Origin of the sequence: Shinella sp. WSD5-1 (assembly GCF_963942435.1) — a bacterium.
Taxonomy (GTDB): Bacteria; Pseudomonadota; Alphaproteobacteria; order Rhizobiales; family Rhizobiaceae; genus Shinella; species Shinella yambaruensis.
The window spans coordinates 137,387-149,792 of record NZ_OZ012600.1; the positions used below are offsets into that span (position 1 = coordinate 137,387).

Annotated in this window: 10 protein-coding genes and 1 tRNA gene; 6 read left to right on the forward strand and 5 right to left on the reverse strand. The window is 67.6% G+C overall.

Annotated features, from left to right (window positions below; all coding sequences use genetic code 11):
- Positions 1-2: 2 nt before the first annotated feature.
- Together AABQ55_RS31070 and AABQ55_RS31075 are read right to left on the reverse strand one after the other, a co-directional pair.
- Complete coding sequence (locus tag AABQ55_RS31070; protein ID WP_272809005.1) at positions 3-2,195, reverse strand: hydantoinase B/oxoprolinase family protein; 2,193 nt, start codon at positions 2,193-2,195, stop codon at positions 3-5.
- Between the two features lie 15 nt (positions 2,196-2,210).
- Complete coding sequence (locus tag AABQ55_RS31075) at positions 2,211-4,340, reverse strand: hydantoinase/oxoprolinase family protein (protein ID WP_272809006.1); 2,130 nt, start codon at positions 4,338-4,340, stop codon at positions 2,211-2,213.
- Positions 4,341-4,452: 112 nt separating this feature from the next.
- Here AABQ55_RS31075 and AABQ55_RS31080 point away from each other — a divergent pair, with 112 nt between their 5' ends.
- Positions 4,453-5,232: a helix-turn-helix transcriptional regulator gene (locus AABQ55_RS31080; protein WP_244769145.1), complete on the forward strand. Its 780-nt coding sequence runs from the start codon at positions 4,453-4,455 to the stop codon at positions 5,230-5,232.
- Between the two features lie 346 nt (positions 5,233-5,578).
- Here AABQ55_RS31080 and AABQ55_RS31085 read toward each other — a convergent pair whose 3' ends face one another.
- Positions 5,579-5,824 (reverse strand): WGR domain-containing protein, encoded by a 246-nt coding sequence (locus tag AABQ55_RS31085; RefSeq protein ID WP_272809007.1) that lies wholly within the window; start codon positions 5,822-5,824, stop codon positions 5,579-5,581.
- Between the two features lie 505 nt (positions 5,825-6,329).
- Here AABQ55_RS31085 and repA point away from each other — a divergent pair.
- From repA to repC, 3 genes are all read left to right on the forward strand, one after another.
- On the forward strand, positions 6,330-7,583 hold the full coding sequence (gene repA / locus AABQ55_RS31090; protein WP_445190521.1) for a plasmid partitioning protein RepA: 1,254 nt from the start codon (positions 6,330-6,332) through the stop codon (positions 7,581-7,583).
- Positions 7,583-8,647 carry a plasmid partitioning protein RepB gene (gene repB / locus AABQ55_RS31095; RefSeq protein ID WP_272809008.1) on the forward strand — a complete coding sequence of 355 codons (1,065 nt, stop codon included), beginning with the start codon at positions 7,583-7,585 and terminating at the stop codon, positions 8,645-8,647. Before repA ends, repB begins: the two co-directional genes overlap by 1 nt.
- Positions 8,648-8,908: 261 nt before the next feature.
- Positions 8,909-10,132, forward strand: coding sequence for a plasmid replication protein RepC (gene repC / locus AABQ55_RS31100; RefSeq protein WP_272808778.1), 1,224 nt, complete (start codon positions 8,909-8,911; stop codon positions 10,130-10,132).
- Between the two features lie 69 nt (positions 10,133-10,201).
- On the opposite strand, the gene AABQ55_RS31105 is transcribed toward repC, so the two are convergent.
- Positions 10,202-10,450, reverse strand: coding sequence for a hypothetical protein (locus AABQ55_RS31105; RefSeq protein ID WP_272808779.1), 249 nt, complete (start codon positions 10,448-10,450; stop codon positions 10,202-10,204).
- A gap of 574 nt (positions 10,451-11,024) precedes the next feature.
- On the opposite strand from AABQ55_RS31105, the gene AABQ55_RS31110 reads away from it, so the two are divergent.
- Complete coding sequence (locus AABQ55_RS31110) at positions 11,025-11,921, forward strand: J domain-containing protein (protein WP_272808780.1); 897 nt, start codon at positions 11,025-11,027, stop codon at positions 11,919-11,921.
- 2 nt (positions 11,922-11,923) lie between these two features.
- A complete protein-coding gene (locus tag AABQ55_RS31115; protein ID WP_272808781.1) occupies positions 11,924-12,205 on the forward strand; it encodes a chaperone modulator CbpM in 282 nt (93 codons plus the stop codon).
- A 20-nt stretch (positions 12,206-12,225) separates the two neighbouring features.
- Here AABQ55_RS31115 and AABQ55_RS31120 read toward each other — a convergent pair.
- A tRNA-Sec gene (locus tag AABQ55_RS31120) sits at positions 12,226-12,309 on the reverse strand.
- Positions 12,310-12,406: the final 97 nt, after the last annotated feature.

The following is a 12,406-nucleotide window of genomic DNA, read 5'->3' on the forward strand; positions in this document are numbered from 1 at the left end:
GCTCACGTCTCCCCGGCAAAGGCATAATCGGCGTCGAGACCCCAGAAGCTTTTGAATTCGCTGGCGAATCTCGGTGAAAGCTGCATCGCGCTGCGATACATCCTGGTGACCTCCGGCGCAAAGTCCTGCCGCTTCACGCGCGCGGCCTCCCCGGCGATCCAGTCGGATACGGGAATGGCCTTTTCCAGCCGCGCCTTGCGCATTTCGGCCCGCCGCGCGACGGTGGCGTCGATATCGGCCTGCGGATAGCCTTCCGCGTCGTCCCTGAGGATGATGCCGAAGACCGTCTCCGCCGCCTCGCGGGTGAGGAAGCCGTTTTCCACGTCCAGGGCCGTCTTCACCGGATCGCGCTCCAGCACGTCGCCGAAGCCGCCGCCGCCATTGTAGGCATGGCTGAAGATGTCGCCCGACTTGTGCGGCCGGGTGATGTAGGGCCCCTCCTCGAAGACCTGCTCGCCCTTGTAGGCGCGCTCGAAATCCGAGGTGACGGGATCGGTGCCCGGCCCGTGCGCCAGCGCCTCGCCGCGCGCGGCCTTCTCGAAGATGTCCGAGCCGCGCACGGCATGGTGCTTCTCGCAGGTCGGCGCCGGATAGCCGCCGCACAGGCCGCCATTGTCGAAGACGCGGGAGGAATGTTCCGAGGTGACGAGCCGCAGGTGCTCCGTTTTGTTGATCAGCCAGGTCGAGGAGAAGGCGCAGCCGCCGCGATATTTGCCCGCGCCCCCGGAATTGGGCACGATCGAGCGGCCGATATAGACCATCGGCATGTTCTGTTCCCAGATCTCGATATTGCCCATGTCGGATTCCGGGTTCCAGCCGACATAGGCCGTGTCGAGCCCGTCCTTGATGGCGAGCGCGCCGGAGCCGGCGGCCGCGCATTCGAAATGCGCCATGCCGAACTGCGTGCCGTACTGGCTGATGCCGCCCATCTCGATCATCGGCGAGTTCACCTGCCCGACGAAGGCCTCCTCCACGAAGCCGCGGGCGATGAAGCCGCGCGACAGGAGCCGCTGGAAGACGCCGTAGGCCGGCAGCAGCAGCGCCCAGGAGGTGGCGGTCGCCGCCATCTCGTTGTCGGGGTTGGTCCAGGTGCCGTGCGGGATGTTGATCTCGGTCGCCATCCAGGCGCCGTCATTGACGAGGCCTTCGAAGTTCATGTGCTGGGTCAGCGTCACGAACATGCCGCCGTCCATGCCGGCCGGCGTGCAGTTCATCGAGTGGTAGCCCCAGGGCTGGGTGCCGTCGAAGTCCATGCGGATCTTGCCCTCCGCGGTGATCTCCATCTCGATCGGGATGTTGTAGAGCCAGTTCGGCGGGCCGAGCGGCTGGAAGCCGGGCTTGCCCTCCGTCACATGGCCGTAGAAGGTGTGGCCGCGATAGATGCCGGGCACGGTGAGCTGGCGGGTGCGGGCGAGCTGCGCCCGCCTGCCCTCCTCGATGAACTCCTTCGACAGCCGTTGCCAGTAGTCGAGGCCGATCTCGGAGATCAGCGTCTTGACGCTCTCGCGCATGTCGATGCAGGCCGCGACCTTGGCCTTCTCGTCCAGCACCCAGTAGATCGGCATGCGCAGGTTGCGCTCGCAGCGGATGACGTAGTCGCGGCGCAGCTCGTCGTTCTCGCCGACCTTCTCCGCGCAGACGAACAGGCCCTCGGTGAAGCGCTCCTGCGCCAGGCACACGTCGCCGCCCGGCGTGATGCCGCCGGCCTCCAGCTCGTGGCAGACCGCGCCCGCCCAGCCGACCAGCGTGCCCTCGTGGAAGATCGGCACGACATCCATCACGTCGGGCACCTGCACGGTGCCGATGAAGGCGTCGTTGTTGGCGAAGATGTCGCCGTCGCGGATGGCGGGGTTCTCCTCGTAGCCGTTGCGGATCATCCATTTGATGAAGCGGCTCATCGTGTGCACATGCACCATGATGCCGTTGGACAGCGCGATGGCGTCGCCTTCCGGCGTGTAGATGGCGACGACCATCTCGCCGACCTCGCGCACGCCGGGCGAAGCGGAGATGCGCCGGGCCATTTCGCGGGCCGAGACGCAATAGGCGCGCAGCTTGGTGTGCAGCGTCTCGAACTTCAGCGGGTCCTGCCGGCGCAGCGTCAGTTCGGTGATGCCGTCGTAGCAGCCGGTTTCCTCCATCAGCCGCTCGGATTCGAGGAGGCGCGAACGGAGGGGATTTGCGGTCTTGTCCAGCATGGTCATGTCTCCCGCTCAGGCGTGAATGTAGTGGAGCAGCGTCCATTCATCGATGAAGACGCGGTCGTCCGGATGCACGACCAGCGTCGTTGCCGGGTGCTCGATGATGGCCGGGCCGGCCACCTCGTGGCCGGGCTCGAGCAGGTCCATCTCATAGAGGTTCGCCCTGTGCCAGCGCCCGCCGATATAGGCCTCGCGCACGCCCTTGTGGGCGCTTGCCGGGTTGGCGGTGCCGAGCGGGCGCCGCACGAGCGTCGGCTTGATCTTGTCGGCCGTGGCGATGACGCCGAGCTCCATCAGCGAGAAGCCGGCCTCGCCATATTTCGAGACGCGGTGGTTGGCCTTGGCATAGACCTCCTCGAACCGGGCGAGCACGGTGCGCATGTCGTCGGCCGAGTTGACAGCTGGCAACGGCGCGATGACCTCGACGTCCTCGAGCTGGCCGGTATAGCGCGCCATGAAGAAGGGCACGGTCCTGATCTTCTCGCGCGCATGGCCGTCGGCCAGCATCTCGTCGACCGCCGCCCTTTCGAGGTCCTGCCACACGCCGGTGATCTGGCTGCCGGCGGCGGCAAGCGCGTCCTCGGAGGCGCGGGCGGCGATGTCGATCTGGGTGGAGACCGAATGGCGGCGCATGTAGTCCGCCGTGGTGCAGCCGAAGGCGGAGAAGCCGGCGGCGAACTGGAAGGTGATGATGTCCTTGAAGCCGATGCCCCTCGCGCAGCCGGCCAGATGCAGCGGGCCGGAGCCGCCATAGGAGAGCAGGGTGAATTCCGAGGGGTGGATGCCCTGGCCGGAGATCACCCGGCGCAGCGCGTTGTTGGCGTCCGCCTCCAGCATCTCGATCATGCCCTCGGCCGCTTCCTCCACGCCGACACCGAGCACGTCGGCGCATTTCGCCTTGAAGGCGGCGCGCGCCTTCTCCACCTGCAGCTTCACCTTGCCGCCGAGGAAATAGTCCGGGTTCAGCCGGCCGAGGATCGCGTCGCAATCGGCGATGGTCGGCTCGGTGCCGCCGCGGTCGAAGCAGATCGGGCCGGGATCGGAGCCGGCGCTTTCCGGCCCGAGCGAGATCTTCCGCGTCAGCGGATCGACCTTCAGGATCATGCCGGCGCCCGCGCCGATCGTGTCGAGATGCAGCGTCGGCACGTTGAGTTTGAAGCGGTCCATCAGGGGCTCGTTCTCGATGCGCGTCTGGCCGCGCGAGATGACGCCCATGTCGAAGGAGGTGCCGCCCATGTCGGAGCAGATGAGGCTGTCATTGCCGATCAGCTTGCCGATATAGGCCGCGCCCAGGATGCCGCCGATCGGGCCGGAGATCATCGTCTCGTGCAGGCGGGGGTGGTTGATCGAGGTGAGGCCGCCGAAGGAGAGCAGGGTCTGCACGCCGTATTTGAAGCCGTATTTCTTCGAGGCGTCCTCGATGCCGCGCAGCTGCCTGCGGCCGCGCGAGGTGGCATAGGCCTCGATCAGCACCGAGTTCAGCCGCGATTGCTCGCGGATGACGGGGCGCACCTCGTGGCTGGTATAGACGGCGATCTCCGCGCCCGCCCTGTCGATCTCCTGCCGGCAGATCTCGGCGATGCGCTTCTCGTGCACGGGGTTCACATGGGAGAAGATCGTCATGATGCAGATCGCGTCGACCTTGTCCCTTATGAGGGCGCGGGCGGCCGTAACGACATCGGCGTCGTAGAGCGGCAGCACGACATCGCCGAAATGGTCGATGCGTTCCGTCACGCCGTGCGTGCGCCGGCGCGGCACCAGAGGATCGGGATGGGCGTGGGTGACGGCGTGCAGGCGGTCGGCATAGGAATAGTCGGCCCAGGCCTGCAGGCCGCGGCCCATCAGGATCATGTCCTCCATGCCCTTGGTGGTGATGAGGCCGAGGCGCCGGCCGGTGCGCGACAGCAGCGTGTTGAGCATGCCGGTGCCCGAATAGAGCACGACGTCGACGCCGGAGAACAGGCTTTCCAGCGAGATGCCCCAGGCCTCCGCCGCATCGAGCGAGGAGGCGAGGAACCCCTCCGCCTCGTCCTTTGGCGTCGTCGCCGCCTTGCCGATCTTGAAGTGTCCGTGCTTATCGACGAGGATCGTATCGGTCATGGTGCCGCCCGCGTCGATGCCAATCACAATCGGGTTTTCCAAGTCCTTGCCCTCCTGAGACGTTCGATGGGGGAAGACTAGGATCGCGCTGGGCCACGGCGCCATATGCCGAAAGGCACAATGACGGCGGGGAGGGGACGTGCTAGACGAGGATATGCGCGGAGAAAACGCCTGGCAGACCTTCGCCGCCGCGATCAGCGCGACGGGAACGGACGATCACGTCGACCGGCTGATCGACATGATCGGCACCATCGTCTCGCCCGACCTCATCACCGTCACGCGCTATTCGGCGACCCGCCGGCCGGAATTCGTCAAGCATCGCGGCTATTCGGAGGCGATGGTCGCGCGCTACCTGGAGACCTATTACGTTTTCGATCCCTTCTATGCCCATTGGCGGGGCGAGCGGCGCACCGGCATCGTGCCGCTCAAGAGCCTTGCCGGCGACCGCATGAAGCGCGGCCGCTACATCGCCGAGTTCCTCGCCCAGTCGGAGATCTGCGACGAGATCGGCGTGCTCCTGGAGGATGGCGACGACTGGTGCCTCGGCATCTTCCTCGACCGTTCGCGCCAGCCCTTCCGCGATGCCGATATCGACCTGCTCCGCGAACGCTTCCCGGTCTTCGCCGCCCTGCACGCGCTCGACACCAGGACGCGCCAGCCCTCCTACCGCCGCAGCGCCGCGCCCGCCCTGCCGGGCGCCGTTCCGGCCAACGGCCCGGTGCTGTCCGCCGCCCTCTGGCCGGAGCTTTCCGCCCGCGAGATGGAGCTGGTCGAGCTGGTGCTGAACGGCCACCCGACCGCCACCGTCGCCGCCCGGCTCGGCATTGCGCCCGGCACGGTGAAGAACCACCGCGCCCGCATCTACGAGAAGCTCGACATCACCACCGAGCGCGAGCTCTTCCTGCAGTTCTTCCAGCGCAGCCAGCCCCATTGAGGCCGTTGACAGCTGTCAACGCCGCGCGGCTGCCCATGGCTCTCTGGCTCTCTGGCTCTCTGGCTCTCTGGCTCTCTGGCTCTCTGGCTCTCTGGCTGTTGTCCGATCTTCCACGCGCCCACGTCCACGACCGTCCCGACCTCCCTCCGTCATCCTCGGGCTTGACCCGAGGATCCATGTGCCACCGAGATTGTGGATCCCCGGGTCAAGCCCGAGGATGACGAAGGAGAGGTTGGCGGGCTTGGCAGGTTTGGCCTTTACCTCCGCGGTCCGTCTCTGCGCCGGCCGCTGCTTCGGCGTTCATTGCCGCCGGCTGGGTTCGACCCCTCCGCCGCCGTTCCACGTTTCACTCCCCGACCGGCACATAGCCGCGCCGGCATTTTTGCGCCGCAAGCCGCTCGGCATCCCGCCATGCGTCCGCAAGGCTTCGCTTCTCCTGCGCGCGCTCGCGCGAGAAGACGCCGATCCGGCCCCATTCTCGCAGCAGGAGCACGGTGCCGAACAGGTCGCGCGTTACCGTCAGGCGATAGAAGCGCTGCATGTTGCGGGCCGCATCGCGGCGTTCGAAATGGCTTGACCGCGTCTCTTCCATGGGGCGAGTCTCGCCGGCGGGGCGAATCCCGTCCAACGACTTTTTGGAATCCGTGGCGGCGCATCGATTCACGATGCTGATGGATCGGGCGGTTGACAGCTGTCAACGCGGGCCACGGTGGGGAAGGGCGGGGAAGCGAATCGGCGGGGGCGGCAGGGGATTTCTCGCCGGCCCGGCGGAACGGCCGTCCGGCGCGACGCGGGGCGGAGTCAGAATCCGGTGGATGACGCGCCGCGGCAAGCCGCCGGAGTCCTGATTCTCCGGGATTCCGGCCTCTTCCCGTTAAGGTTTCGTTAACCAAAAAACGCTTGACGCGACTCGGAACCTGTCCCACCGTCTGTTACGGAACCGGGCGAAGATTGTGATTTTCGCCGTAACTGCCAGAAGCCTCTGTAGATTTTCCCGTCCGCGCATTTCCCCGGGGTGGAGAATCAGAGAGAGTATAGGCAAGGCGATCCACCGGGCATGAGGGCCCTTCGGATCGGGGAATGAACGGAGACTGCCGATGGCCAAGCCGTCGCACACAGCCCTTGGAGAATCCATGTCGACGCTTCGCCCGGCCGACGAAACCATCGCGGAGGATGCGCAGGCGCTTTCCGTGCAGCTCCAGGCCATGCGCGACCGGCTGTTCCCGCCGACCTCGCAGAAGACGCTGCGCAGCTTCACCTCGGGCGAGGCGGCGCGGCTGATCGGCGTCTCGGACGGCTACCTCAGGCAGATCTCGCTGGCGGGGGAGGGGCCGGAGCTCGCCACCGGCCCGGGCGGACGGCGCATGTATTCGCTCGCCGACATCGACGCGCTGCGCCATCACCTCGCCGAGCAGGCGCGCGCCAAGGGCAATGCGGCAAAGGCCCGCTCCTATGTGAAATGGCGCGATCCGGCGCGCGGCGAGCACCTGCAGGTCATCTCCGTCACCAATTTCAAGGGCGGCTCCGGCAAGACGACCTCCTCCGTGCACCTCGCCCAGCACCTCGCCATGACCGGCCACCGGGTGCTCGCCATCGATCTCGACCCGCAGGCCTCGCTCTCGGCGCTCTTCGGCTACCAGCCGGAGCTCGACCTTGCCGGCAACGACACGATCTACGGCGCGATCCGTTATGACGGCGAGGCCCGCCACCTCTCCGCCATCGTGCGAAAAACCTATTTCCACAATCTCGACCTCGTGCCGGGCAATCTGGAACTGCAGGAATTCGAGCATGCGACGCCGCGCGCGCTCGCCGAGCGGCGGGCAGGGGAGGCGCACGGCCTGTTCTTCACCCGCGTGCAGGCGGCGCTCGCCTCGGTCGCCGACGACTACGACGTCGTCGTCATCGACTGCCCGCCGCAGCTCGGCTACCTGACGCTGTCGGCGCTCTGCGCCTCCACCTCGGTCATCGTCACCGTGCATCCGCAGATGCTCGACGTCGCCTCGATGAGCCAGTTCCTGTTCATGACCTCGGACCTGCTCGGCGTGGTGCGCGAGGCGGGCGGCCAGCTGAACTTCGATTTCCTGCGCTACCTCGTCACCCGCTACGAGCCGCATGACGGGCCGCAGGCGCAGATCGTCGGCTTCCTGCGCTCGCTCTTCGGCAACCGCGTGCTGACATCGACCATGCTGAAATCCACCGCCGTCTCCGATGCCGGCCTCACCAAGCAGACGCTCTACGAGGTCGGCCGCGAGAATTTCTCCCGCGGAACGTACGACCGGGCGATGGATTCGCTGGAAGCCGTCAACAGCGAGATCGCCCAGCTCGTCCACACCGCATGGGGACGCGCATGATGACTGGCCGCGACCGCAAGAATTCGATCAAGGCGCTGTTCGGCGGGGACATCCTGCCGGCCGGAACCGAGCGGGCGCCCGAGACGAAGTCGCTGCCGCCGTCCGCCGAAACGCCCAGCCCGCCGGGCCGCGCCGCCTCCGGCGCCGTGAAGGCGATGGGCCTGACGCTCTCCTCCATCACCCGCGAGGCGGAGGAGGCGCGCGCGCTGCGCCAGGCCCTGGAGGAGGGCGAGCGCATCGTCGCGCTCGACACCGGCTCGATCGACGCCTCCTTCGTCAGCGACCGGCTCTCCGACGAGGAGCGCGACGACCCGGACTTCCTCGCGCTCGTCGAAAGCATGCGCGAGAACGGCCAGCAGGTGCCGATCCTCGTGCGCCCGGCGGCGGACGGGGCAGGGGAGGGGCGCTACCAGGTTGCCTACGGTCACCGCCGCCTGAAGGCGGCCCGCCGCCTCGGCGTCAAGGTCAAGGCGATCGTGCGGCCGCTCACCGACGACGAGCTGGTGCTCGCCCAGGGCAAGGAGAATGCCGAGCGGCGCAATCTCAGCTTCATCGAGCGCGCGCTCTTTGCCCATACGCTGGTCGCGCGCGGCTTCGAGCGCCGGCTCGTCGGCGATGCGCTGGCGGTGCAGAAGAGCGAGCTGTCGCGGCTGCTCCAGGTGGCCGAGGCCGTGCCGTTGCGCTTCATCTACGCCATCGGCCCGGCGCCGAAGGCGGGACGCGAGCGCTGGATGGCGCTCGGCGCGCTGTTTTCGAACGGCAACGGGGCGGAGATCGAGAAGGCGGACGACGAGACGACCTCGCAGCGCTTTGCGGCGGCGGCGAGCGACGAGCGCTTCCAGATGCTGTTCGACCGGCTGCTGCGCCCGGCGCGGAAGGCGGCGCCGGCGGCCGAGGAGATCGTGCGGGCCGACGGCGCGCTGCTCGCCAAGCTCGAGCGGAAGGGCAAGGCGGTGCGCCTTTCCTTCGCGAAGGATGTCGATCCGGCCTTCATCGCGGCGCTGACGGGCCGCCTGCGGGAGGATTATGCGGTCTTTCTTGCCGAAAAGGCGCAGAGGGACTGAGCGGAAAGCCACCTGATTCGGCCGCGTGAGCGGCCGGCAAAGACCTGAGAAACCAGCGAAAGGAAACGCGGAGACAAGAAAAAAGGCCCCCAAAACGTCACCATTTCGGAAGCCCTCTTCTATGTAGCAATTCGAGAGAATCACTTCCGACAGTCAAAGTCAAGAGTCGTCCGGCCGAGGTGCCGCGCGAAACGAAGAACTTCGTCTGCCTGATGGCCGGCGTTGACGGGACCTCCTTGCCTCGGAAAAGGGGACCCGACAATGATGGAGCAGATTGCAACGACGCCTTTCGGCGGCGGACGGATGAGTGCGCGCCTTTTCCTGAGGCAGCGCGCGGCGGCCGAGCGGCAGGAGAAGCTGCGCGCCGGCGCGGGCGGCAATGACAGCGGGCGGGCCGACAAGTGGCAGCTCATGCGCGCCGTGACGGAGGCCCGGCGGGCCTACGGCATCGGCGACCGCACGATCAGCGTGCTGGAGGCGCTCGTCTCCTTCGCCAGCGAGCGCGAGCTCGACGGCACGGCGCCGATCATCGTCTTCCCGTCCAATCGCGAGCTTTCGCTGCGCGCGCGCGGCATGGCCCCGGCGACGATCCGGCGCCATCTTGCGGCGCTCGTCGAGGCCGGCCTGATCTTCCGCCGCGACAGCGCCAACGGCAAGCGCTTCTGCCGCCGCGACGAGACGGGCGGGCTGGAGGATGCCTTCGGCTTCGACCTCGCGCCGCTGGCGCTGCGGGCCGGCGAGATCTTCGAGGCGGCGGAGGCCGTCCGGGCGGAGGACCGGGCACAGCGGGCCCTGCGCGGCGAGGTGACGCTGCACCAGCGCGACATCGCCAAGATCATCGCCACGGCCCTGGAGGAGGGCAGGGGCGGCGACTGGCTCGATTATTCCGCGCGCCTGGCGGCGCTTGCCGCCGGGCTCGGCCGCCGCGCCGCCCGGGGTCTCCTCACGGACCGGCGCACGGCCCTGCAGCGCCTTCGGGCGGAGGTGGAAAACGCTTATCTCTCAAGCCTTTCGGAAGAAGAAATGAGCGGCAGTGACCTTCAGACTGAGCAGCATATACAGAATTCAAACACAGACCAGAATCTTGAATCCTGCGGCCGGGAAACTCAAACAGCAAAGGCCGTGAACGCGGCAAGGCCCGCGCCGGAGCAGAAGATGGCGATCAGCCTCGACCGGCTGGTCAGGCTTTGCCCGGATATCGCCGATTACGGGCGGGACGGGGTGACGAGCTGGGCCGATCTCCTGGCGGCGGCCGATCTCGTGCGCGCCATGCTGGGCATTTCGCCCGATGCCTGGCGGAAGGCCAAGGCGGCGATGGGCGAGCAGGCGGCCGCGGTGGTGATCGCCGCCCTCCTGCAACGCGGCGAGGCGATCCGCTCGCCCGGCGGATACCTGCGCGATCTCACGGAAAAGGCCGGCCGCGGGGCGTTCAGCATCTATCCGATGCTGCAGGCGCTGGAACGGGAGGAGGGCAGGCGCATCTAGAGCAGTCTGCCTTTCCTCGGAGCGCGGAAAGGCATCCGGATGCCCGTTGCCAGCCTCGGCCCGAGGCGGTCATGCGCGCCAGGCGAGGATCGTCATGACGACAGGTGTGCCGACCACGGTGCCGACGATGGTGAACAGGGGCCCGTAGATCAGCGCGCTCAGGACGACGAAGGACGCGCATTGCCCGATCCCGTCCTTCAGGCAGTTGTGCGGATCCCCCTCGAAGAGGCCATAGACGGGAAGAAACAGCCCCGCGACGACCAGGCTGGCGACGAAGGCGAGGATGGCGGACAGGAGCAGGAGACCCAGGGTGCGCATCCTGCCGGGATATAGCGCTTTTGCACTCCGATCAACGATCGGCCGCCGCCTTTCGAAAGCAAGGCCTCCTGCCGGGCAGCGGCGGTTGCGCGTCAACGGAACGGTAATCTGTTTGGGCAAACATGGCTTCCGGGATTGCGCAAACCGGCGCCGGCCCGAAGATGGCAGCCAAGGCCGCTTCCCGCGGCATTCCGCGCTTTGCCTGGCTGTTCCTGCCAATGAAGGATAAGGCAAGCTTATCCGCTCTTATGGGGTCCGGACGGGCCGTGCGGAATTCCTCGCTTTTATAAGAAAAAGCGCACTGCACCTGTAGCTTGGCCGGAAGCGGCCACGGCTGGATTTGCGCGCACCGCCCTCTGCATCGTTCGCTTCGCAGACGCGGACTGTCCGGATGGGGCTTCGGACTGCCGGTGCCGGAACGGGCGGCATGGAGGCTTTGCGAACGCGATGCGGCAGGTCGGCGGTGGCGGGGCGGCCTTCCTGAAAAAAGACGGTGGGCCTAGAGCCCGTATGTTGCGGGCGGCGCGTCGCGGACCAATATAGAGGGCAAGTTCAACCCGATTTGGAGCCGGTCGTGACAAGTCCCTATGATGTTCTCGGCGTTGTGCCCGGCGCGACGGCGGCCGAGATCCAGAGTGCGTACCGCAAGCTTGCCAAGAAGCTGCACCCGGACCTCAATCCGGGCGACAAGGCGGCGGAAGACAAGTTCAAGGAGGTCGCCGCGGCCTATGACCTTTTGGGCGATGCGGACAAGCGCAAGCGCTTCGACGCGGGCGAGATCGACGCCGCCGGCGCCGAGCGCCCGCCGCGCCAGGGCTATTACCGCGACTATGCCGGCGGGCCGGCGGACCATCCCTATGCGGATGCCTCGGCCTATGCCGACTTCATGGACGGCGACGACATCTTCGCCGACCTCCTGCGCCGCAGCCAGAAGGGGCGGGCGAACCGGCGCGGCGCGGACCTGCACTACCGGCTGGAGATCGCCTTTGCCGATTCCATTGCCGGGGCGACGCGGCGCATCACGCTGCCGGACGGCGGCACGCTGGACGTGAAGATCCCGCCGGGCCTGGTCAGCGGCCAGGTGATCCGGCTGAAGGGCAAGGGGGCGCCGGGCGGCGGCGGGGCGGGCGATGCGCTGATCGAGGTGGAGGTGCTGGCCGATCCGCGCTTCACGCGGGAGGGCGACGACATCACGCTCGAGCTGCCGGTCTCGCTGGGCGAGGCGGTTCTGGGCGGCCGGGTGCGGGTTCCGACGGCCACGGGCGCGGTGACGATGACGGTTCCGAAGGGCTCGAACACGGGCACGACGCTGCGGTTGAAGGGCAAGGGGGCGCCGCGCCGGGGCGGGGGCTTCGGCGACCAGCTGGTGCGGCTGAAGGTGGTTCTGCCGAGCCCGCCGGACCCGGCGCTAGAGGCCTTCGTGGCCGGCTGGGCGAAGGGGCAGGCGTTCAATCCGCGTGAGGAGGCGTGATCATGGCGATGAGCAAGGAGGCGTTCCTGGAGAGCGCCGGGCTGAAGGGGCAGGTTGTGGACGTGTGGATCGCGCAGGAATGGCTGGTGCCCGAGCAGACGCCGTCGGGCCCGCGGTTCCGGGAGATCGACATCGCCCGGGCGCGTCTGATCCTGGAGCTGCGCGCGGGCCTCGGCGCGAACGATGCCGGCATCGACGTCATCCTGCACCTGATGGACCAGCTGCACGGCATGCGCCAGGCGCTCGACGCCCTGCGAAGGCACGTCGGCGAAAACAGGGACTGACGGCGCGCCGCCGCGGCTGACGGAGGGGAGCGGGAATCGAACCCACCCGGGACAGGCGCGCTGCCCCAACCGGATTTGAAGTCCGGTCCCGCGCGTCTCCATCCGGCGGATGCAGGGCGGACTGGTCTGTCGATCTGATCGAAATGGACGCTGCCCCGCGGTCCGGTCCGCGATAGGAAAGGGCCGAGGCACGGGGAGTGG